Annotated in this window: 17 protein-coding genes and 3 pseudogenes; 14 read left to right on the top strand and 6 right to left on the bottom strand. The window is 68.6% G+C overall.

What is annotated here, in order from left to right:
- Window positions 1-445 precede the first annotated feature (445 nt).
- Window positions 446-1,771, bottom strand: coding sequence for a phospholipase D-like domain-containing protein (locus ACH5AF_RS34885; protein WP_398907518.1), 1,326 nt, complete (start codon window positions 1,769-1,771; stop codon window positions 446-448).
- A gap of 338 nt (window positions 1,772-2,109) precedes the next feature.
- Here ACH5AF_RS34885 and ACH5AF_RS34880 point away from each other — a divergent pair, with 338 nt between their 5' ends.
- A complete protein-coding gene (locus ACH5AF_RS34880; protein ID WP_398907516.1) occupies window positions 2,110-3,687 on the top strand; it encodes a substrate-binding domain-containing protein in 1,578 nt (525 codons plus the stop codon).
- 23 nt (window positions 3,688-3,710) lie between these two features.
- Here ACH5AF_RS34880 and ACH5AF_RS34875 read toward each other — a convergent pair.
- Window positions 3,711-4,160, bottom strand: a pseudogene (locus ACH5AF_RS34875) (ATP-binding protein).
- Window positions 4,161-4,320: 160 nt separating this feature from the next.
- Here ACH5AF_RS34875 and ACH5AF_RS34870 point away from each other — a divergent pair.
- Window positions 4,321-5,163: a Scr1 family TA system antitoxin-like transcriptional regulator gene (locus ACH5AF_RS34870; RefSeq protein ID WP_398907515.1), complete on the top strand. Its 843-nt coding sequence runs from the start codon at window positions 4,321-4,323 to the stop codon at window positions 5,161-5,163.
- Window positions 5,160-5,408, top strand: coding sequence for a DUF397 domain-containing protein (locus ACH5AF_RS34865; RefSeq protein ID WP_398907513.1), 249 nt, complete (start codon window positions 5,160-5,162; stop codon window positions 5,406-5,408). Before ACH5AF_RS34870 ends, ACH5AF_RS34865 begins: the two co-directional genes overlap by 4 nt.
- 819 nt (window positions 5,409-6,227) lie before the next feature.
- Here the strand turns inward: ACH5AF_RS34865 and ACH5AF_RS34860 are convergent.
- Window positions 6,228-7,112: an NAD(P)-dependent oxidoreductase gene (locus ACH5AF_RS34860; protein WP_398907511.1), complete on the bottom strand. Its 885-nt coding sequence runs from the start codon at window positions 7,110-7,112 to the stop codon at window positions 6,228-6,230.
- A gap of 126 nt (window positions 7,113-7,238) precedes the next feature.
- Here ACH5AF_RS34860 and ACH5AF_RS34855 point away from each other — a divergent pair, with 126 nt between their 5' ends.
- Window positions 7,239-8,252 carry a GlxA family transcriptional regulator gene (locus ACH5AF_RS34855; protein ID WP_398907510.1) on the top strand — a complete coding sequence of 338 codons (1,014 nt, stop codon included), beginning with the start codon at window positions 7,239-7,241 and terminating at the stop codon, window positions 8,250-8,252.
- Between the two features lie 293 nt (window positions 8,253-8,545).
- On the opposite strand, the gene ACH5AF_RS34850 is transcribed toward ACH5AF_RS34855, so the two are convergent.
- Complete coding sequence (locus ACH5AF_RS34850; RefSeq protein WP_398907508.1) at window positions 8,546-10,357, bottom strand: hypothetical protein; 1,812 nt, start codon at window positions 10,355-10,357, stop codon at window positions 8,546-8,548.
- Window positions 10,354-11,415, bottom strand: a complete 1,062-nt coding sequence (locus ACH5AF_RS34845) for an ATP-binding protein (RefSeq protein ID WP_215176528.1) — start codon at window positions 11,413-11,415, stop codon at window positions 10,354-10,356. Before ACH5AF_RS34845 ends, ACH5AF_RS34850 begins: the two co-directional genes overlap by 4 nt.
- A 354-nt stretch (window positions 11,416-11,769) precedes the next feature.
- Here ACH5AF_RS34845 and ACH5AF_RS34840 point away from each other — a divergent pair.
- Window positions 11,770-11,963: pseudogene (locus ACH5AF_RS34840) on the top strand (IS630 family transposase); the annotation flags it as partial.
- Between the two features lie 59 nt (window positions 11,964-12,022).
- Here ACH5AF_RS34840 and ACH5AF_RS34835 read toward each other — a convergent pair.
- The gene (locus ACH5AF_RS34835) at window positions 12,023-12,655 is read right to left on the bottom strand and encodes a DUF6368 family protein (protein WP_398907506.1); all 633 of its coding nucleotides are present in this window, start codon (window positions 12,653-12,655) and stop codon (window positions 12,023-12,025) included.
- Between the two features lie 140 nt (window positions 12,656-12,795).
- On the opposite strand from ACH5AF_RS34835, the gene ACH5AF_RS34830 reads away from it, so the two are divergent.
- The 9 genes and pseudogenes from ACH5AF_RS34830 (at window position 12,796) to ACH5AF_RS34790 (ending at window position 22,534) form a co-directional block, all read left to right on the top strand.
- Window positions 12,796-13,125, top strand: coding sequence for a hypothetical protein (locus ACH5AF_RS34830; protein ID WP_398907504.1), 330 nt, complete (start codon window positions 12,796-12,798; stop codon window positions 13,123-13,125).
- 422 nt (window positions 13,126-13,547) lie between these two features.
- Window positions 13,548-14,228: a DUF899 family protein gene (locus tag ACH5AF_RS34825; protein ID WP_398907503.1), complete on the top strand. Its 681-nt coding sequence runs from the start codon at window positions 13,548-13,550 to the stop codon at window positions 14,226-14,228.
- Between the two features lie 1,062 nt (window positions 14,229-15,290).
- Window positions 15,291-16,668 (top strand): annotated as a pseudogene (locus ACH5AF_RS34820) (IS1380 family transposase).
- A 342-nt stretch (window positions 16,669-17,010) separates the two neighbouring features.
- Complete coding sequence (locus tag ACH5AF_RS34815) at window positions 17,011-17,448, top strand: hypothetical protein (protein ID WP_398907501.1); 438 nt, start codon at window positions 17,011-17,013, stop codon at window positions 17,446-17,448.
- A gap of 52 nt (window positions 17,449-17,500) precedes the next feature.
- Window positions 17,501-18,943 carry a hypothetical protein gene (locus ACH5AF_RS34810; protein ID WP_398907500.1) on the top strand — a complete coding sequence of 481 codons (1,443 nt, stop codon included), beginning with the start codon at window positions 17,501-17,503 and terminating at the stop codon, window positions 18,941-18,943.
- Window positions 18,940-19,449 carry a hypothetical protein gene (locus tag ACH5AF_RS34805; protein WP_398907498.1) on the top strand — a complete coding sequence of 170 codons (510 nt, stop codon included), beginning with the start codon at window positions 18,940-18,942 and terminating at the stop codon, window positions 19,447-19,449. Before ACH5AF_RS34810 ends, ACH5AF_RS34805 begins: the two co-directional genes overlap by 4 nt.
- A gap of 142 nt (window positions 19,450-19,591) precedes the next feature.
- Complete coding sequence (locus tag ACH5AF_RS34800; RefSeq protein ID WP_398907496.1) at window positions 19,592-19,948, top strand: hypothetical protein; 357 nt, start codon at window positions 19,592-19,594, stop codon at window positions 19,946-19,948.
- A gap of 1,002 nt (window positions 19,949-20,950) precedes the next feature.
- The gene (locus ACH5AF_RS34795) at window positions 20,951-21,886 is read left to right on the top strand and encodes a MerR family transcriptional regulator (RefSeq protein ID WP_398907494.1); all 936 of its coding nucleotides are present in this window, start codon (window positions 20,951-20,953) and stop codon (window positions 21,884-21,886) included.
- Between the two features lie 72 nt (window positions 21,887-21,958).
- A complete protein-coding gene (locus tag ACH5AF_RS34790; protein ID WP_398907492.1) occupies window positions 21,959-22,534 on the top strand; it encodes a GNAT family N-acetyltransferase in 576 nt (191 codons plus the stop codon).
- Window positions 22,535-22,567 lie beyond the last annotated feature (33 nt).

The raw sequence follows: 22,567 nt of genomic DNA, 5'->3' as shown, positions 1-22,567 counted from the left end.
CGGCACGTCTCCCACACATCCGGCCCGACCATCTCCCCGGCCCATTCCCCCTGCATGCCTACAAGACTGGCCCCAACTCCACCGAGCCGGGGCCAGAACGCAAAAGATTTTCAGCAGTCTTCTAGGCCGTTTCTTTGATCATGGAGCAGTCGGCCAGGTCCCTGGCATGGGACGGGCGGACGAGGTCGTCCTCCCTGGCGCAGCCATGTCACCGCGTGGTGGAACAGCGCCACCGAGCCCTCGGCCGTGCGTCCACGCCCGCCTGTACAAGGTGATCGGCCCGCGCATGCCCCCGGCGGAAGCACACGAGGCGCCGCCGGAAGTGCGGGAGGCCGGGCCTCCCGGAAGCACGAGACCCGGGGGAGATGGATCCCCCGAGGTCCCCGTGGCCTTCGCTTGACCACCACCTTCAACGACGTCGTGCGCCCGCCCGTCACGGCTACGGCTACGGCTGCGTGTTCTGCGCGTCCGAGACCGCGCGCTGGGTGCGGAAGTTGTCCCGGTAGGCGTCGTACACCGAGGCGGTGGGGTGCCCAGAGTCCGTGGAGTCGTCCCACTTCAAGAGCGCCTCGTCGTTACCGACCAGGGCCGACTTGGTGTAGGTGTGGCTGCCGGTGAACACGATCTTCTGGTTCTTCAAGCCCTTGTAGGTGCCCTCGACGAGCAGGTACTTGGTGTGGGTGGCGGTGTGCGTGCCGCCCGCCGCGTCGTCCAGCTTGTGCAGGGCGACGCCGCCGTACCGGGTGGGCGTGTTGAGGATCTCCTCCACCGCGGTCCCCGACGCGTCGAGGTCGCGGTACACGATGTCCACGTAGCAGCCCGCGTCGTCCAGCTCCCACAGCTTCTGCGCGACCTCCGGACGGGTGATCCCGTGCATCGCGACGCGGATCACCGTGCGCCCGTCGGTGGTGCCGTAGCCGGGGTCGTTGCCGTGGCAGGCCGGCTTCCCGTCAACCGGGTTGTCCACCGTGCTGAGGATGTTGACGATGACGTCCGTGGTCGCCCGGGGGAAGAAATAGGCCTTGGCCCGGCCTGCCTGGGTGTCCATCAGCACGTCGGAGACCTGCTTGGACGGGTCCGCCTGCGCCTCGACCTGACGCCCGAAGTAGGCGGCGTAGGCACCGTACAGGACCGGGTTGTCGGCCACCGTCAGGGCGTCGTTCCAGGACTTCTGCCGGTCCCAGGTGGTCATGTTCGCGGAGGACTGCACGACCACGTTGTCCACCGGCACGGTGGCGGTGGCGCTGCCCGTGGTCCGGGAGAACAGGTAGAACTTGTTGTGGTTGACGCTGGGCCAGCCGTCCGCCGGGTTCGGGTCCTTCGCCAGGCACGCCTGCTTGTCGGCGCACAGCCTCACCCAGGAGTCTCCCGAGCCGGCCGGCTTGTTCGCGAGCCCGGCGGCGAGCAGGTCGTACATCGGACCGCCCTCCCAGTGCCGGCGGGTCGCACTGTCCAGGAGAACTTGGACGTTCACGCCGCGCAGGTGCGCCGCGTTGAGCCGCTCCACCACCACTTTGGAGCCGAACACGTACGTGGAGATCTTGATGTCGGACCCTGGCACCGCGCCGTCGATGAGCCGGGCGAGGTGGTTGGGTATCGCGTCCCTCCGTGCGGGGTCGGGGCTGGTGGGGTCGTTGAAGAGGGCAGCGGTCGTCACCGCCGGAGCGGACGTGCCGCCGTCCGCGAGCGCGGGCACCGGCGCAGTGGCGCCGAGGAGGGCGAGGGCGGCTGCTGTCGTGGTCGCCGTTCGGGCGAGATTGATCTTCGTCACGAACGGTGACCCTATTCAGGCCCGGCTCAGCGGCCGCCACCGACCCCTGAGAACCGTCCCGGTGGTGTACGAGGCGCCGGGGACGGCGGATGTGTACGCCTACGGTCCCTCGCGTCGGCCAGGCAGTGGAAGTCCAGATGTGCCGGTGAGAGCCCGGCGTCGGCCACAGCGTTGATCTGCCCGCCACCCCGCGTACCGCCAACGCCGCGTGAACACCCACCGCCCCTGGCGACGGACCGGTGAATGCCGTCCTAACACTCGTGGCAGCCGTCGTAGCTCCCGCTGACGCGCTCGTAATTTTGGCGCACATCTGTATTCGGTCAGCACGGGAGTCGGCGGTGGACGGTTTTCCCTGGGAGTCGACGATCGCCATCCTCGGTCTGGCCATCCCCTTGGCCGCCGCCGCCTGGGAGTTCGCGCTCGTCGGCCGCAAGCGGCTCGGCTACCGGATCCAGATGGACACCACCGCACCGGACGCCGCCGAGGCCCCGCACGCCGGAGTGCTGCGGCAGATGCAGCGGGACGACGCCTCGCTGCGCGACCCCTCGTTCGCGCTGCTGCGCATCGAGAACAGCGGCTGGACCCTGATCGACTCCGACGACTACGTCTCCCAGGGCTCCACCGACGTCGGCATCGAGGTCCGCTTCCCCGGCCGCCGCGTCGTCGGCATGGTCGTGACCGAGATGAGCCACGACTACCTGCGCCGCTCGTTCGTGAACACGCCCCGCGAGGGAGCCCCCGCCGAGGCGGCCCCCGGCCTGGAGGTGATCGACGGCCGCATCACCCTCCCGAAGGTCGCCCTGAACCGCGGCACCCACTACAAGGTGCTGACGGTCCTGGAACGCGAAGCGGAGTTCACCGCTCCTGAGTTCCCCGATCCCGTGGTCGTCGCCGGTATCAAGGGCGGCGTGCACGGCGGGTCGATCCGGAAGACCGCGAGCCATGTACTCGCCTCGAAGCCGGTGATGATGTTCATCGCCCTGCTGGTCCTCGTGGCCGCCGCCCAGTCCCTGACCACGTTCACCAGGGACGAGGTCCGGGCCGCACCGCTGGACTGCGCCAAGGGGACGCTGGTCCTCTCGGGCTCCACCGCGTTCGCCCCTGTGGTCCGCGAGGCCGCGAAGCAGTACGAGAAGACGTGTCCCGACGCGCGTATCCCCATCACCGAGAACTCGTTCAAGGGCAGCGTCGCCGGACTCGACGCGCTCGCCGCTGCGGGCAGGAAGATGGGGCAGCAGCGCAGCACGGGCCTGCCCGACCGGCTGGCGTTCACCGACGGGGCCAAGAGCGTCCGCCGTCCCCAACTGCTGCCCAGGCCCGTGGCGTTGTCCCTGTTCACGCTGGTCGTCGACAAGAAGGCCGGAGTCCAGGACCTGTCCCTGAAGCAGGTCAGGGAGATCTACACGGGAAAGATCACCAACTGGCTCCAGGTGGGCGGCAACGACCTGCCCGTCCAGCTCGTCAGCCGCAACCCCGGCTCCGGCACCCGCTCCACGCTCGTCCAGCAGGTCCTCGGCGGCAAGGAGCTGATGGAGGTCACGCAGGGCGACTGTGCGGCCCTGGACGGGAGCACGCCGGGCCGCTGCGAGGTCGGCGACACCGGAACCCTCCTGGACACCGTGGCCGCGACCCGAGGCGCGCTCGGCCACAGCGAGGTCGGCGCCACCCTCACCCGCGACGACCTCCAGCGGGTACGGATCGACGGCTACGCGGCCACGCTGGAGGGCGCCGACGACGGCGCGTATCCGTACTGGCAGACCGAGTTCGCCTACACCTACGGGGAGCCGCCCGCCGACTCGATCGCCGCCGGGTTCCTGCGCTACCTGGCGAACGAGGTCGGCAAGGACATCCTCCGCGCCCAGGGCCACCGCCCCTGCGCCGAACTGGCGAAGCCGCTGCTCTGCCGCCCCACCTGAGGCCTGATGGGCGGGGAACGGGGTCAGTGCGGTGGCAGGTCCAGCTCGGCCCGGACGGTCTTCCCGACGGGCACCCGGTCGAGGACCGCCCACCGGTCGGCCAGGCTCTCCACCAGCAGCAGCCCCCGCCCTCCGTCCGCGACGGCCGCCGGCGCGGCCAGCCCGCCCGGAACGGGCGGCCGCCGCTCACCCCGCGTGTCCGAGACCTCGATACGCAGGGTGCCGGGCAAGCGGGTGAGCCTCAGTTCGAAGTCCCGGCCCGGCACGCGCCCGTGTGTCACGGCGTTCGCGGCCAGTTCGGCGACGATCAGCGCGGCGGTGTCGGACGCGCCGCTGCCGTGCGGAAAACTTCAGGCGTGCAGTTGATGGACAGCCAGATGACGGGCGAGGCGTGCGCCGAGCGCGGTGGAGCTGAAGCACTGGGCGAACGAACGTACGGTGACCGGCAGTTGCTCGCTCATGGGTGGTCGCATAGGCCCACCGTGGTGGGCTGCGGCCGCATTGCCCCAGATCAGCAGCCCGTACGCTGAGTCAGCGTACGGGTACCCGCGGTGGACAGTACGGGTAACTGCCCGTGACCATGGGCGTGTTGCGGGGTTGCTCAGCACAGGTACGCGCGGGAGGTGGCCGTAGATGACGGCGGAGACGACAGGCAGCGGTTCGGGCGGGGAGCCGGAGGTCTCGGACAGCCTGAAGTCCTTCGGGGAGGTGGTCAAGGCCTTCCGGAAGCGGGCGCGCCTGACGCAGGAGGAGTTCGCGCCACGGGTGCGGTACTCGCTGCCCACGGTCGCCTCGATCGAACAGGGCAGGCGATTCCCCCCGGCGGCCTTCGTCGACCGGGCGGAAGAGGTGCTGGACGCGTTCGGCACGATCAGGGGCGCGGCACGGCATCTGTCCAGGCGGCCGGGACTGGCGAGCTGGTTCCGGCAGTGGGCGAGCCTGGAGGCGGAGGCGGTGAGCCTCTACACGTACGAGTGCCGGTTGATTCCGGGGCTGTTACAGACGGAAGCGTACGCGAGAACGCTGTTCGCCGACCGGCTTCCGCCGTTGGGGGACGAGCAGATCGAGTCGCGGCTGGCCGCACGGACGGACCGCCAGCGGTTGCTGCGGGACCGACCCAACACGGCGTACAGCTTCATTCTGGAGGAGCATCTGCTTCTGCGGCGTGCGGGCGGGAGGCAGGTCACGCTGGAGCTCATCGACCACATCCTGGGCCTCGCCGAACTGCGCAACATCGAGGTGCAGATCATGCCGGTGGTGCGGGAGAACCATGCCGGGATGGACGGTCCCATGCAGCTTCTCGAAACGCCGGAGAACCGGTGGTTGGGCTACTGCGAAGGGCAGGAGAGCGGCCAGTTCATCTCCGACCCGAAAGTGGTCAGCATGCTCCAGATGCGGTATGCCAGGATGCGGTCACAGGCTCTTACCCTGGAGGACTCCCTGAGCCTGTTGCGGCAGATGCGAGGAGCGGTATGAGCACCACAGAACTGGCCTGGTTCAAGAGCAGCTACAGCGGCAGCTCCGGCGACTCTTGCGTCGAAGTCGCCCTCTCCTGGCACAAGTCCAGCTATAGCGGCGGCGACGGCGACTCCTGCGTCGAGGTCGCCACCTGCCCCGACACCGTCCACGTCCGCGACTCCAAGGACACCGAGGGCCCCCGACTCGCCCTCTCCCCCACCTCCTGGAGCACCTTCGTCCCGTTCGCCGCCGCCCGGGCCTGACGCCCGGGCGCGGCACGCGTCGGACGCATGGCACGGTCCGGGAGCACTGCCAACACTGGTGTCAGCGCGCTCGCCAAGGAGTTGGGGAACGGGATGCGGCCGTCATCGCGCTGGTCGGCATGGCGGTGGCCCGCATCTCATCGTAGCCTTCGCCCTCGCGAAATGCGTCGCTCCGCTCGCGCGCAGGGGAGGCCATGGCGTTGCCGGGCACGGGCCTGATCACCGGACAGGGCCCCGGACTCCTCTCTCTGACTCCAGCCGCAAACCAGTGGCTCGTCACGCAGCCCTGGCCCGGTGATCGGGCCAGGAACGGATGAGTTGGGCGCGAAGTTCGACCTCGGTTCGGCACGGGCATTGCGCCGCCGGATGTAGGCGGCAATATAGGCGGCAATAGCGGGATGCCACTCGGAGCGGGTGTGGTGGTCACCGTCCTTGAGTTTGTCGGATTGCCTGTTCGGTGGACCTGGGGGATGGCCCTCGCAGGCCTGGTCACCAACGCTTGCCGCGGCGTCCCGCCCGAAGTAGCCGCACACGCCACGGCGTGACGCTCCGCCGTGCCCTGCTGCGTTGACTCCAAGAGCAGCCAGTCGATTACCCGGCCAAGGCTGCGTGACGAGCCACTGGCCGCGGGGGCGCTTCCGGCGGTTTCGGACGTCCCCGCGGGCGGATGAGGAACAGCTGATCTCGTGGCCGGCCGCCGAGGTGTGCCCGGTCGATCTGGTGGAGGACCGGCTGACGGAGGCAGGTCCGGCCATGGCTCGGCGGTAGCGGGAGACATCGGGTCCGACGTAGGGCGAGCGTTGGTTGTTGGCGTCGCGGTCACTTGTCGCCCTCCCGGGTCCTCAGGACCTCGATCACACTTGCGTAGCTGTCGGAGCCGTGGCCTGCTGCCTTTGCCCGCACCATGGCCGCCTTCAGGAGCTCGGGCAGGGTGTTGTCGATGCCCCGGGACACCGCGGCGTGGATGAGATGGTCGATGGCCGCTATCTGCACGTCGACGGTGGCGTCGTCGCCCGGGTAGCGGCCGGCGTCCACCTGGGGCGCGTACGTGGTCAGGAAACCCGTCACGGCGGTCAGCCAGCGGATCGCGATGGGGGTGAAGGCCGTGGCCGGTGTCTTCTCCGCGCCGACCAGCGCGGTGCCGTGCAGCCAGCCGGTCATGGTGGACCACATCAGGCCGAGCAAAGCGGCATCGTAGAGAGAGGCCAGGCCGGCGTCGGTGCCCAAATGCAGGGGGTCGCCCAGGGCCGCCAGGATGGGACGGTGGGCTTCGAAGACGGCGTACGAACCGCTGTACAGGAACATCATCTCGGGGGTGCCGACGCCCGGCGGGGTGGTCATGATGGCGCCGTCGAGGTAGTCAACGCCATGGGACTGGGCCCACGCGACGGCCTCGTGTGCCTGCTCCGGGGAGCCGGAGGTGAGGTTGACCAGGGTCTTGCCCGCCAGGGCGTCGGCGACGGGGGCGAGGACGGTGTGCAGCGCCTGGTAGTCCAGTACGCAGGCGATGGTGAGCGGGCTCGCCGCGATCGCCTCCTCGGCCGTCGCGGCCAGGCGGGCTCCCCGGTCGACCAGCGGCTGGGCCTTGTGCGGCGAGCGGTTCCACACGGTGGTCGGGTGGCCCCGGTCCAGCAGCGCGGCGGCCAGCGCCGAGCCCATCGAGCCCAGTCCGACGACAGTCACGGCCCGGCGATCAGCGTTCATCACACAACTCCTCGTACATCCGCAGGTAGGGGTGATCACTTACGGACCACACTCGCAGCGTGCGGCGAACGGGAACAGTGACACCGGTGACGGCCTGCACCAAATTCCTGCCATACCCTTCGGGACATGAGTGCTGGTTCCGTCGCCGTGGTCGTGACCGAGGAGATCGGGGTTCCCTCTTGGGACCTGTACGAGTTGAGCATCCCTTGCACGGTCTTCGGGAAGCCGCAGCCTGATCTGGCCAACCCCTGGTACGACCTGCGGCTGTGCGGGACCGGAGCGCGGGCACAGGACGGTGCGCCGACCGACACGGGGCTCGCTCTGCGGTCCCCCTACGGACTCGACGACCTTGCCGACGCCGACACGGTCATCGTGCCCTCGGTGCCCGACCCCTGCGTTGACGAGGGCAGACCGCTGCCGCAGGCGCTGATCACGGCCCTGCGCCGCGCCTACGACGCAGGTGCCCGCATGGTCTCCTTGTGTACCGGCGCCTTCGCGCTCGCCGAGGCGGGGCTGCTCGACGGACGGCGCGCCACAGCCCACTGGATGCACACCGCTCAACTGGCCGAGCGCTACCCGAAGGTGCAAGTCGACGAGTCAGTGCTGTACGTGGACGACGGCGATGTGCTCACCAGCGCCGGGCTGACTGCCGGCCTCGACCTCTGCCTGCATCTGGTGCGTCGCGACCTCGGTGCGCACGTCGCCAACCAGCTGGCCCGCCGGATGGTGGTGCCCGCTCACCGGCCCGGTGGCCAGGCGCAGTTCATCGATCTGTCCGTGCCTACCAGGGACGACAAGGGACTGGGTCCCGTACTCGACTGGGCCCGGGCCCATCTGGACCAACCGCTGACGGTCGAGGACTTGGCGCTGCGGGCCGCGATGAGCACGCGGACGTTCTACCGGCGGCTCCAGGCAACCACCGGGACAACTCCACTTCAGTGGCTCCTCAACCAGCGCCTGGGACGGGCCCAGACACTGCTGGAATCGACAGACCTCCCGGTCGAGAAGGTCGCGGAGCTGAGCGGCCTCGGCACGGCCAACAACCTCCGCCACCACTTCCTCAAACAGATCGGGGTATCGCCGAGCGACTACCGACAGGCCTTCCCCCGGGCGATGCCTGAGTCAACCTCCTCAGCTTGAGAGCCGGCACGGTCATGTTTGCCTCCAGGGACCCCTCCTCCACGCGGAGAGCCAGGCACCAGATGGACGCTGCGGACCCGATGGTCCCGTAGCGAGGGACGAAGCCTGACTGCTGCTTTGCGGCTGGGGGCAGAGACAGGAGTCCGGGCCGACAGGGCGTGGCGGCCCTGGCCGCCGGCCTGCTCGCCGAACAGGGCGGCCACACGTCCGCCTTCGCCCTCAGCTGCGCCTCCGGCTCGTGGCGGCCGTGTGGTGAGGCGCCCGCGTTGAACCGAACGGACAGGCCGCCCGCGTCACGTCAGCCGGAAGACCGGGCCGCGGGGCGTGAACGGCAGTGACGCGCCCTGCGGGATCAGGAAGGCGTGCTCGCGGCGGATGCGCAGCGTGTCGCACCATCCGTCGGTGATGACCAGGACCGGGGCGTTCGCCGGGAAGTCGTCGGCACGGTGGATCAGGTCGATGCCCGGCTGGAGCACCGTCCCGCCGCGCCCGCGGACCCGTACCCGGCCGGCGATCTCCGCCGGGGGAACGTACCCGGCGTCGTAGGCCGCCGCGTCGCAGAAGACGACGCGGGCGGCCGGGACGTCACGGGCCTCGGCGTACGAGGCGATCGCGCCGAGAGCCTTGCCGAGCAGGGCGCTGTTCATCGAGCCGGACGTGTCGAGGACGACACCGAAGGTGCAGCGGGGCGTCTCCTCGGACGGGAAGTACCGTCCGGCGCGCGGGATGTCGGGGGTGGACGCCTGCCGGCGGGCCGGGCGGGCATAGGACCGTACGGGCTCGGGCCGGGGCACGTACTCGTCGAACCAGCGGGCCAGTCGCGCGTCCCACGGCACGGGAGGGTGGGCCAGGGCGCGGATCTCCTGGATGAGACCTGCGGGCAGCAGACCGCGCTCGCCGTATTGGTGCAGGTCGAAGCCCTGCACCAGGCCGCGCCGGTAGAAGTCGTCCAGGTCGGCGTAGGGGCGGGCGTCCGGGTGCGGCAGCGGCTCGCCGAGGATGTCGCCGGCGCCCTTGCCACGCAGGGTCGCCAGTCGGCGACGGCGGCGCAGGTCGGTGGCGATGCGGTCGTAGACCTCCTCCACCGACAGGTCCTTGAGGTCGGGGTCGTACAGCAGGCCCTCGGGCATCTCGCCGACACGCATCTGGACCAGCCAGCCGTTGACGACGAAGTCGGCGGCGACGTTGAAGAGCACCGGGTCGCGGGCGCCGCGGCGTTCGCCGTGGCGCAGGGCGGCGTGCAGCATCTCGTGCGCCAGGATGAAGCGCCACTCCTCGTCGGTGAAGGTGCGCAGCGGATTGATGTAGATCTCGCCCGCGACGGAGCTGACGGCGGCGATGGAGATGTCCTGCGTGCGGGCGAGTTCGGCGTCGGCGACGACCGTGAGGCCGGCCGCCAGGCCGCCGAGCAGGGGGTACGAGGAGACGAACCAGTTCAGGGCCCGGTCCCAGGGCCGCTGGGGCACGCGCTCGCCGGTGACGCGGTCGCGACGGCCGCCCGCCACGTCCATGGCGGCGGAGACACTGCGGGTGAGCGCGTGGGCGAAGGAGGTCTCCCAGTCGGGCGGGGCGGTGTTCCACATCTGCCAGGGCACCAGGACCTGGTCGGGGTGCTCGCCCGCGGTGCCGCACCGCTCGTAGGCGGCGGGGATGCCGTCGCGGCGCCAGCGGGCGGCGAGCATCGCCTCGTCGCCGCCCGGATACGTCTCGGGGAGGTGGCCGGGAGGGCGGCCCACCGGGAAGGTGAGCAGGAAGCGGTTGACCACCATGCAGCGTGCGGCCCGCTCGAAGCGGTCGGGCTGTGCACGCCGTGTGTCCTTGGCCGCGGGCACGTGCCCGAACCCGAGGTGCAGCAGGCAGTGCGCGAGGGTCCAGGCCCAGTCGTCCGGTTCGGCACGCCGGGTGGGGTGGACGTGGACGACGCCGTTGGAGTCCACGGCCGCAAGTCCCCCGGCAGGCGTGGCGGCGCACTTGGCCCTCCGGCAGAACTCGGCCTCGACGGCGGCGAAGGCCGGGTTCCGCTTGACCATGGCGAGCCCGGCGGCGAACGCCTCGGTGGCCGGGTCGGGCTTGCCGCCCTGCTGCCCCGCGGCTCCCTTCTTCATCGCCGGGCCTCCACCAGCCGCGGCATGTCGCGGGCGGCCTCGACGAGGAACCAGGAGGGCAGCACCGGCTGCCCGTCGGTGTCGTCCGCGATGACGGTCTGCGCGACCTCGACGGAGATCTCGGCGAGCTGCACGAGCAGCGACTTGGCCCGGTAGGCGGTCTGCCGCATCGACGGCGACACGTGTTCCTTCTGCCGCGGCAGCTCCTTCACCAGCCGCCCCCGGAACGCCTCGGCCAGGTAGTAGAGCAGGTCCCGGTCCTGAAGGCGGTTCGGCCAGGAGGCGTCGCCCTTGAGGATCGCCTCGATGCCGAAGGTGTGGCGCACGATCTTGGCGTAGCCGCAGAAGGAGACGGCGTGTGCGGGCGTGAGGGTGCCGTGGACGACGACCTTGAGGGTGTCCTCGTCGATGCCCGGACCGAAGGAGTGCAGGGCGTCGGAGAGCATGTGCCAGGAGCGGGGCGTGGAGAACGGCTCCTCGGTCTTGGGCGGCTGCGACCAGAGGTGGTCGGGGCGGTCGGTGAGGTAGTCCGTCACCCAGGGGTGGATGCCGTGTTCGCCCGCCCATACCAGCCAGTCCGCCGACGACGCCTGGAGATGCACATGGGTGAGGCGGTTCACCAGCGCCGAAGCGATGGGCCGCGCGAGGGCGTTGTCGGTGGCACGGTTCCCCGCGCCGATGACGATCGAGCCGGCGGGCAGCTCGTAGGACCCGATGCGCCGGTCCAGGATCAGCGAGTAGAAGGCCTTCTGGACGTCGGGGGACGCGGCGTTGAGCTCGTCGAGGAAGAGACAGTACGGCTCGTCGCGGGCGATGGCCTCGGGCGGGCAGAACACGGACCGCCCGTCACGGATCTGCGGCACCCCGATCAGGTCCTCGGGCGCCAACTGCGTCCCGAGCAGACTCACGCACTCCAGCCCGAGCGATTCGGCGAACCTCCGCACGAGCGACGACTTCCCGATCCCGGGCGCTCCCCACAGGAAGACGGGCCGCACGGTGGCGAGCCCGAGCAGCAGTTCGGGAACCTGGGCGGGAGTGACGGTGACGGCGGCCTGCACGCGGAAGTGTTCCTTCGGTTCGCGGGGACGGGAACGGGCCCGCCCAGTCTGGGCGGGCCCGCCAGTCGGCGCAGCCGATTTTTCTCCTGGCGGGTGCCGCTACTTTTCTCCCGGCCGGTGCCGCGACCGCGATGGTCGCCGGGAGGAGCACTATGGCTGCCATTCAAGGCGCGCGACCGGGCAGCAGCCCAAAAGGCTTACGACGAGGCCGCAAGTCGCTGTCCTCCTGCAGCCCTGTGGGGCAGGCAGGCCTCCGGGGAGATCACCACATGGCCGAGGCTGCCCTTCGCCCTGCTCTTCCTGGAGTGGGAGCTCGGTACCCCCAGGAGTGGACAGAGCACGCGAAGGCGTGGGCTGCGGGAGTTCACCCTGGCGAACTCCAACCACCCGAACCACTCGGGCCAGACCGGCGCACTGCACGCATACTTGCGCCGGCACAACGCCAACGCCCGCCACCCCGACGTCCTGGTCGCACAACGTCGCGAACGGGCGCGCATCCGCAGTGAGAAGGGCATCGCTGGGGTGGCCTACCCGCTCTCGCCGCATGATCAGGCAACCCGGCAAACTTCCCGGTCGCAGCACCACGTCCGCCGCGGATCTACCTGGGCTACTTGACCAGCCGGAAGGCGGGGTGCCCGACCCAGGCCCGCAGGAACTCCGCCGTTCCCAGCGCCATCCAGTCGTCGTCCGCGATCCCCAACACCCCCGGAAGACCGGCGACGACCGACGCCTGTCCGTCCAGCAGCTCCGCATTGGCCACGCCCCCGATGACGTCCATGACAGCGGCGGTCAGCAGGGCCGTGGCCACGTGGTCGATCTCGCGATTGCAGCCGGCGCTGACATTGACGGCATGGGTCGGCCTGAAGCCGAGGATGGCCTCCACCTCGGGCTCGTCCGCGTGCTCAGCCTCGAAGATGCTCTCGTCGCCGACACCCGGCCCCATCAGGTAGACCAGGAAGGGCCGACGCCAGTCCTCACGCTGCGGATTGAATCCCACCAGAGCCGTGAGCTCCTCGTCCGCGGAGGTGTTGCCGAGGAGTGGAAGCGGGAACGGCTTTCGCCAGTCCTCCTCTCGCGTGTCCTCGACGCCCAGTCGCTCTGCGGGCACGTTGACGTCGAAGAACCCGGGCCGCTTCTCGTCGAAGTGGGAGGAGAGCCCCACCATCAGCGCGCGGAACTCCCGCAGCGCAGCCGGGGAGAGCGGCTCCGCCAACTCGATCACCAACGTCGGACCAGACATGCTGGGAGCCTAGTTTGATCGGCTCCGCCACCGCTCACATTGTTCCCCCACTGAATCCAGCCGGTCCGAGCACCGACGCAGCCAACCCGGCGGACCTGGGCGGTCAGAGCACTGGCATCCTCGGTGCCGAAGGGGGAGCCATGGCACTGGTCCGCAAGGGATCGCGACGGATCGTTGTCGACGGCACGGCCTACCGCTGGAGACTGCGCGGCAGGCCGACGTATTTCCAGGGCTTGGCCTGGTCGCCGTGCACGTTCGCGGTCGAACGTGCGGACACCCCAGGGACAACTCTCCTGGTCACCACCAACCAACCGCATCCGAGCAACTGGATCGGTCGTGAGGCCGAGCCCGTATTGCCATCCGGCGTTGCTGCGGCCATTCGGCTCGCCCTGCGCGGGGGGTGGACTCCGGCGGCTCTGGGCTCTGCGTTCCACCTCGACCAGCCCGCCGGCTTCACGCCCGGGTTCTGAGCGGAGCAGCGCAGCTCGCCGCGGCTGGGTACCGTGCCTGTCGATCTCCACGTGCGGGCGACGACGGGGAGCCCCGTTCGCAGCCGCCGTTCCCCCGTGAGTCCCCGTTCCTTCTGGACGTCTGTGGCCCGGGCTGACCCTCTCGATGGCAACTACCCGGCGGGACGGTCGCTGGGTCCGCTCGGCTGGTCAGTCGTGGTCCTGGAGACGTTGCCGGTCGGCTGCGGTCGCTACGGGGGCTGTACTCCGCTGCTGTACCGCACTCGCCCGTTGGGGCATGACCAGTGGATCTTGGTTGATCCATAGGAGTGCACTGACCAGGTCCTCGTCGTTTCGCTGCCTGGCGAGCCCTGTGCGCAGGCACACGATGGTGCGCCAGAGCAGATGGTGGCAACCAGACAGCAGCTAGGCCGGGGGTAGCGATGCGCCAAACCAATCTCACTGAGGAGTCGGCCGAATACGTCAGCGCCCGCGAGGAGCTGCGGCATGCCGAGATCGAGCTGATGCGCCATCGTGAACGCGTCGCCGACCTGCGTCGCCGGTTGCCGCTGGGCCCTGTCGTCGATGACTACGTGTTCGAGGAGGGCCCCGCTGATCTGCAGGCCGGTGACGCGCCGGCGCAGACCGTGCGCCTGGGTGAACTGTTCACTCGGCCCGGGCGTGATTTGATCGTCTACCACCTCATGTATGGCAAGAAGCAGACCGAGCCGTGCCCCATGTGCACGATGTGGCTCGATGGGTTCAACGGAGTAGCCCACCACGTCGCGCAGAACGTCGACCTGGCGATCGTCGCCGCGGCCGACACGCCAGCGCTCCGCGCGCACGCCCGAAACCGGAAGTGGACGAATCTGCGTCTGCTCAGCGCCGGATCCAGTACCTTCAAATACGACCTGGGCAGCGAGGACGCCGAAGGCAACCAGGACTCGACGGTGTCAGTGTTCACCCGCGACGACAATGGGTCGGTACGCCACTTCTACTCGGTGCACCCCCGGATGTCCGACGACATCGACCAGCGAGGCATCGACCTGCTCAGTCCGGTATGGCACATCCTCGACCTCACTCGCCAGGGCCGAGACAACTGGCTCGCCGCGCTCAGCTACTAGGACCAACCGACGATGGCGAGAGGTCGGCTCCGAGACTCTGGGCTGGGGCTGCCATGGGGCGAGAGATCATGGCTCCTTACGGTGGCCCGTGAATCGGGCAGGCTCCTCCCCTGATACGCCGGACCTGGCCGTGATGGTCACGTTTTCCGGGACCCACGGTGGTCGGCTGCGGCGGAGCAACCTCCGGGAGACGTCAGGACCACGAGTAGAAGATGCGGGCACGCCCGGTGGCCCGGTGCCACCAGGGCATGTCGCCACCGTGCCGGGCTGCCGCTGCCGTCCGCCGTCGTTGCCGTCAACGCTGCCGTTGAGGCAGCGCCTTGCACGGATGTCAGTAGTCGCCTTTAGGGTAAGGGTGCTCACTGAGACCGGTCAGAGAACCGTGAAGCTCCGCGGTCTAAGGGGGGGCGGGATCTGAAAGGCCCCCGGGTCCGCCTCGGGACTGTAGTGCATGCCGGAGCACCGCCCCCCTCCCCGCATTCCTTGCCGACGAGACCGCTTCGTCCCGAAGCAACTCAGGTGGGCGCTCGAGCGGTCGGTGCGCCTCTCACCTGCTGCGATGGTCCGCAGGTGTCCGAGCTTGTCCGCCACTGTACGTCGGCGTTGTCACGCAGTTGGACACTCAATCCTGTCACTCAGGACGGCGGCGAGTGGTCGGCTCATGCTCTCGGCTCGGGATCGTGCAGTGCAGCGAGCTCTCTCAGCTCGTTTGTGACCATGACCTGGGCAAGGCGTCCGGCGACGGCCACGACTTCCGGGCCAGGCGGCTGACGCGAGATACTCCGCGTCGGTGTCGTTAGGCGCCAGTTCTCTCGTGCTTGCGTCCACCTGGACCGCGGCGACGTACTCGCTCAGGTCCCGTCCGTCCACGCTGAGGGCGTACGCGAGGCCATCGAAGGTCATCTGGAAGCGGTTCGCTGTCGTCACCGGCGGAGCCTAACCTCGCGCTTTCACGAGGTGGGGTGTCCGATGCTTGATCAAATAAGCGGAGAGTGCTCCTGACCTGCAACGATGGGACTTGTCTAGGGTCCTGTTGGCTGCACGGGAAGAAGCACTCTCCAGGTGAAGAAGCGTATCGGGTCGTACCCGCGTGTCCGCATCGAGGGCGGCGGCCGGGCGGTGGTCTCGCAGGCCGGGGGCGTGCTGCTGGTCGAGACCGTCCGCAAGACCGGTTTGGACACCGCGATATCAGCGGCGCTGACGCCGTGGCGGAAGACTCGGGCGGTGCACGATCCGGGCAAGATCGTGCTGGACGTGGCCCTGGCGGTCGCGCTGGGCGGGGACTGCCTCGCGGATGTCGCCATGCTGCGGGCCGAGCCGGCCGTGTTCGGACCGGTGGCCTCCGACCCGACGGTCTCCCGCCTCATCGACACCCTCGCAGCCTCCGGGGAGAAGGCCCTGCGGGGCCATCCGTGCCGCGCGGGCTGAAGTCCGCCGACATGTCTGGCGGTTGGCCGACCGGGAAGCGCCTGATGCGGGCGGGACGGTGATCGTGGACCTCGACGGGGTGCTGGTGATCGCGCACTCCGACAAGGAGGACGCCGCACCCACCTGGAAGCGAACCTACGGCCACCACCCGCTGATGGGATTCGTCGACCACGGACCGGGCGGCACCGGTGAACCGGTCGCGGCCCTGCTCAGAGCAGGCAACGCGGGATCGAACACGGCGGCCGACCACATCACCGCCGCCCGACTGGCCCTGGCCAAGCTGCCGAAGAAATACCGGCGCGGGCGCCGGACCCTGATCCGCACCGACTCCGCGGGCGGCACCCACGACTTCGTCGCCTGGCTCGCTCAGCGGGGGCGGTGGCTGTCCTACTCGGTCGGCATGGTGATCACCGAGGCGATCCACCAGCATGTGCTGAAGGTTCCCGCATCGGCCTGGACGACGGCCGTCGAGGCGGACGGCGAAATCCGCGACGGCGCCTGGGTCGCCGAACTCACCGGCGACGTCCTGGACGGCTGGCCCAAAGGCATGCGGCTGATCGTCAGAAAGGAACGGCCCCACCCCGGGACCCAGTTGAGGCTCACGGACGCGGACGGCATGCGGCTGACCTGTTTCGCCACCAACACCGTGGGCCGGCCGATCGCCGAGCTCGAACTCCGTCACCGCCTGCGGGCCCGGGCCGAGGACCGCATCCGCGCCGCCCGGTCCACCGGCCTGCGCAACCTGCCCCTGCACCGCACGGCCCAGAACCGGATCTGGCTGGAGATCGTGCAGATCGCGCTCGACCTGCTGGCCTGGATGCCGATGCTCGCGCTGACCGGCAAGGCCAGGCTCTGGGAGCCCCGCCGCCTGCGGCTCCGCCTGTTCACCGCGGCCGGACAGCTCGTGACCACCGGCCGCCGGCGGATCCTCCGCCTGGCCCGGCACTGGCCCTGGACCGGTCACATCACCGCAGCCCTCGATCGGCTCACCCACCTGCCCGACCCTGGCTGACCAGCGTTCCCCGTCCCTTCGACAGCACCTCAACACCCGGAGCAGTGGAATCCGGCGCCATCCCGAGGCGACACTCGGGTCTTCGGCCTGCACAGCCTCACCCCACGGCACGAAAACGGTCCACCGACTCCGTCGGCGGACCGTCACGAAACTTCGAGGCTAAGCCGCCTGCCCCGTCCGTCAATCGATGCGGCAGACACCGCCATAAGGCCCAACGTCCGCCGGAGCGGTAGCGAATCGGTCACGCCGCTGGGCATCCGGTGGCCGGGACCTAGGTTTGCCTTGTGAATCCCGTTCCGTAAGTTACGTATTGAGCGATCAACGCTACCGAGGGAGACTGGCATGACCTGGGAAGAGTGGGAGCAGATCAAGTCCGACGTATCTACTCGCCATGCTGCCGAGATGCAACTGAACCAGCTCGCCCCGTCAGGGGGCGGCGGTGGGAGTGCCCCGGATCTCGCTTCCAGCCCGGCGAAGAAGAAGGCAGCGGCGGAGGCGATCAACAGGGACCTCGAGCCCGGAGTCACGAGAGGCGGGAAGCACGCCACTGAGAGCGTGAACGTGGCAGTCAAGGAGTTCGGAGCCAGGGACGGTCACGGCTGGGACACGTCAGGCGCCCTGAAGAAGGCGCATGCGATGTGGGAGAAGCAGGTCAAGACACTGCTTGACCGCTTGGCGACGGAGAAGGGCCTCCTGAGCACGACAGCCGTCGACTTCCGGAACAACGACGTCGACATCGCGACGCAGCTGGCTCGGCAGTCCCGGATAGACCGCTACTGACCAATCGATCGACCGGCCACCGGGGGAATGCGTGCCGACCTACCACGAAGTGATGAGCACCGACCTGTCCAAGCTCTCTGATGCCGCTGACAAGTGGGACGAGCTCGCGGGCAAGTTCAAGAAGCTCGAGGAGCAGTACAAGCAAGATGTCCACGGCGTCTCCCTCGGCGAGTCCTGGCAGGGGCTGAGCGCCCACGCGGCGAACGACAGGTTCAACGTGACGCTCAAGGAGTTCCAAGGGGCGCAGAAGGAGGCGAAGGCCGTCGCATCCATCCTGCGCGACGCCCACACTCAGCTCACTGATCTCCGAGGCAGGATCAAGGCCGTGCGCGCCGATGCCGTCAAGGACGGCATGCGCGTCTCCGATCAAGGCGTCGTCGCCTTCGATACCGCGCAGCTCAGCCAGAGCGCGCGCACCGCATACGTGCATGACCCGAGCTACCAGGAGAGCGCACGCGCGAAGGCGGAGGAGTGGGCCCAGCGCCTCGACCAGGCGGTCAAGGCTGTCAACGACGCCGACGACGGCATACGGGTCGCCCTCCAAGCAGCCGTTCTCGACTCCGACTTCCTCGACGGCACGATCAACGGTTTCAACAGGAACGCCGCGGAAAGCCCCTACCCATCCCTGGAGGAGGCAGGCAAGGCCGCCAACATGCCCAAAGACAGGGAGAAGGTCGCGGAGTGGTGGAACGACCTCGATCCCGTCACCCGCGGCATCCTGCTGCGGGAGCGCGGTGACGAGCTACGGGCAGCGGGGATCATGGATCCCACGTACCAATGGAGGTCGCCCGACCCCGGTTCTGGTCCCTTCGGTGTGGAAGACCCCACGCCAAGAGACGTGAAGTTCCACGCATGGGCCCTTGGTATCGCGACAGCAGGCGATGTCATCGGAGAAACCGGGGCATCCCGTAACATGCTCCACTACCTGCGTGGAACTGGTGAAACCCTGGACCTCGATGTGAACCGGATGCTGCATGACGACCCCGCGTTTCGGTCCGACATCGAAAACGTTCACATCGCCCACAACCAGGAGAAGTGGCGCAAGGAAGCTCTCGCCGAATTCGAGAAGGCGGGAGGTGACAAGCCAGTCACCATTCCGGTGGAAAGCAAGCAATACGGTGGCACATTCACACAAGAAACCGACTGGTACCACGCCGTGGGGTCGCATCAACAGAACATCTCGGGCATGGTCACGGTCAGGCCCGGCGAGGGCGGCAAGCCCGAGATCTCGCTCGAATACCAGGTCAACGTGTGGGACCGCTACAACTGGGACAAGGGGAAGTCCACGCCGTTCCCAGGAGGAATCGTCATCGAGGACGCCGACATGGGACATCTCCACACTGTCGGGATCGCCCAGGAGTTCGACATGCGCGGCGGTAGCTCAACATTCACCCATGACTTGAACAGCGACACAGCCCCTGCGGTGCAACCTGCTGACCCGGGCCGTGAGGGCACCCGCGGGGACGTCTCGCGGGGCGACGAGGAGAACCGGTGAACGCACCGCACAAGGCTTACAGGACCCTATTCGCGGCACTGGTCTCCGCGCTGCTCCTCGCCTCCTGCTCCACTGCGGGCCCAGGCCGCGCCACTCGCGACTCCTACTCCTACTGGGAGAAGGGAGCAGGCGCCATCGAGGCGACCGCGTTCATGAAGGTCCAAGTCCCCGAGGGCGCGACAGAGGTGAAGGGAGCTGTACAGGTCAACCCACGGGAGAATCAGTACATTCTCACTTTCCGCACCGACAGAACCACCGCAGCGCAGGTCGCGAAGGATCTGCGTTCTGAAGAGCCGCCGGCGCCGTGGAAAAGTAACCCCTCCCCGAAATCCGAGCTCTTCAGACACCTCGGCCTCGCAGAGCCGGAAACCCTGAAAGGCGCGCTCTGGGCGGGAGTCTGCCCGCCATGCGTGGAGGACAGCCGGCGGCGCAACGTTGCTTGGATCGAGATCTACATCGAGAACTTGGACGCAGGCCAGGCCCGGGTGTACCTGCATGCCTTCTGATCGCCCCTGACGGGGGAAATCCATTTGTCCCGCGACATGTGAAGCCGGCGGCTCTCCTCGTCTCGTCCGAGAAGAGCCGCCACGCTATGTGTTGATCACATGGAGTTTCGCTCAGCCGACACTCGCCCCGTCGTGATCGTCTATGCCGGACGCCCTCGACGAGCGCGACGAACGAGGCCGGCGCCACCAGCAGCGCCGCCCCTGCGGGTCCTTTCTGTCGCGGCACCGCTACCTGGTCACCGACATCGTCGGTCCGGGGCTTCCTGACATCCTCGCCCTCGCCGCGTTCCAGAACGAGACGCTGGAGCCGCGCCGGGACCTGTACCAGGTCATCCGCGACGGAGCCGCCGACGCCGAGCGCGCCGCCGACCAGACCAAGGGCCTCCCCTTCGGCGGCATCACCAACGAGCGGATCGCCCTGCTCGCCGAGAAGGTCGCCACCCACCCGGCCCTCGCCGACCGGCTCGCGGACGTCCTTGCCGCGCGCCTCGCTGAGTAACCCACGCAGAACGGAGCCCCACCTTCCTGGTCCAGCCGTTACGGGTACGGGAGGTACGGGTGGCCGGACGAGTGGGATCCTGACCCGCCTGGCGATCCGATCCCGTGGGTCTCGTGCGAGGAAGGCGGCAGGCGGGAGGTGGGCCTTGCGCAAGCGTTCCTCTTCAGCCACACGGGTCCTCAGGCCGTCGAGGTGTCCCTCCAGGAGCCCCCTGGAGGGAGCCGTTGGTCTGTGTTGGTCGTTGACAGGCTCTCTCTGCCTGCCGGATACGGTGATTTGTTCATCATCGACCCAGACCAGGCCAGGATCGACTGGATAGCCGCACGAGGTGTAGCCGTCTACCCGGGGTGGCCGACACGCAAGGTTCCCCGCCTCGTCAGCGCCGATGAGGTAGGTGACCGTGCCGCCCTTCTCTGGCGGGATGGTGCGCAGCCATTCCGTTGGTACGGCGCTGCTGAAACCCTGCTCACCAACCACATCGACCACAGGGAGTGAGGGGTGTGCTCTTGTCCAAGAAGGGGATCAAGGCGGTCCACCTCATCCGAAACGTCAAGAGGCTGCGTGACGTCTGCACCGTGGGGGCACGCACTTTGCAGGCGGTCTATTACGCGGTTCGGCTCTGGGAGTAAGCCTCCACTCCGAGGGATGACAGACGTTGTGATGGCCCCAGCGCGCTGGCATTAGCAGACCGGTTCCTGGCCGTAGTCACGCAGTTAGACACGCAGCAACGCCAGAGGGCCCTCACCGAGTCGGTGAGGGCCCTCTGGCCTGCTACTTAGCCGTCGGGGTGGCGGGATTTGAACCCACGACCTCTTCGTCCCGAAGCAACTTGGGTGGGCGCTCGGCTTGGGGCTGGCATGCCTCTCACCTGCTTCGACTGTCCATAAGCGTCCGTGCTTGTCGGCCGCGAGGAATTGTCAGGACTTGTGGATGTGGCGTGGTTGCCTGCTGGCGGGCGAAGGGACTTGAGTCTCCAGTAGGGGGAGACACAAAGATGGGGACATGGACGGCGACACGCTCTACTCGATCGGCGAGCTCGCTCGACGGACCGGTCTCACAGTCAAGACCATTCGGTTCTACTCTGATCGCGGAATCGTGGCGCCGACGGACCGCAGCCCGGCCGGCTACCGCCTGTACAACATCGACGCCGTCGCACGCCTGGACCTCGTGCGGACCCTGCGCGAGCTGGGATTGGATCTTCCCACGATCCGCAAGGTCGTGGACCGCGAGCTCTCGCTTCCCGAGGTCGCCGCGGCGCATGCCGAAGCACTGGCAGTGCAGATCCGCGTCCTGCGCGTGCGGCGCGCGGTGCTGACGGCGGTGGCCGAGCGCGGGTCCACACCTGAGGAGACGGAACTCATGCACCGGCTGGCCCAGCTTTCCGAGGACGAACGCCGACGTCTGATCGGCGATTTCCTCGACGCCGTCTTCGGCGGTCTTGACGCCCCCGCATTCGCGGGGGTCATGCGCTCGATGACCCCCGAGTTGCCCGACAACCCGGAGGCGGAGCAGGTCCAGGCGTGGGCAGAGTTGGCCGAAATGTCCCTGGACCCGGATTTCCGCGCCGTCGTGCGGCGGATGGCCGAGGACCAGGCAGCCGAGCAGGCCCGAGGCGACATGATGGGCCCGCGCCGCGACATCGCCGCAGCCGTCCGTGACCAGGCCGGCCCGGCCCTGACCGCCGGCATCGACCCGGCCTCGCCCCAGGCCGATTTGATCGTCGCGGCGTTCACGGCGCACTACGCGCACCTCCTGGGCCGCCCCGACGACGTCGAGCTTCGCCGTCGGCTGGCAACTCGGCTGGAGAGCGTGAACGATCCCCGCAGGGAGCGGTACCTACAGCTGCTCGCAGTGGTCAACGGCTGGCCAGCCCCGGAGAGTCTGGCTCCAGTGTTCGACTGGTCCGTCCAGGCTCTGCGCGTCCGGACACAGCAATGAACGGGGCCGCAAGGCGGCATGGGCCGGACGCGGCCGGCGTCGGGTGAAAACGCCGCCGCATATGATCGGTTGATGAGTGCGCCCGTCGTACTTCAGGTGGCCGCTACGCTGACCTCTCCCGCTCTTGTTCTCCGCCCCTGGCGCATTGAGGACGTTGCCGCATTGGTCGAGGTGAGCCGGGATCCCGCATTGCGCCGGTGGGCGAGCTCTGTCGTGGACAACGATACTGACGGGGCACTGTGGGTGCAGGCCCAGCAGCGGGGCTGGGCAGCACGGGACCGGTTCGGCTTCGCCGTCCTTGAGGCACAACCCAATTCAGCTCACGAACAGTTGGTGGGCAACGTGGTCCTCAAGGAGGTCACCTGCGGCAAACCGGCAGCCGAGGTGGGCTACTGGACCGCGGCGCACGCTCGCGGGCGGGGAGTGGCCCCCCGCGCTCTGGAGGCACTCACCAGCTGGGCCTTCGACACCTTCGAAGCCGACGGGCTGGAGCGTCTCGAACTCCTGCACCAGGTGGACCTGGCATCGTGTCGGGTTGCGCAGAAGAGCCGCTACGACTTCGACACCATCCTGCCCGCGGCGCCGCCCTCCCCCGTTATGTTCTTCGCGGTCCTGCAAGAGGGCCGCTGGCCTCCGGGCCCGGCATGACTGTTCCCCCCTGTCGAACGGATGACCTGGGGG

It is taken from the genome of Streptomyces sp. NPDC018833 (genome assembly GCF_044390825.1).
In the GTDB taxonomy this organism is placed as follows: Bacteria; Actinomycetota; Actinomycetes; order Streptomycetales; family Streptomycetaceae; genus Streptomyces.
The sequence above is the reverse complement of the archived record's forward strand: the minus strand, read 5'-3'. Positions and strand labels throughout refer to the sequence as shown.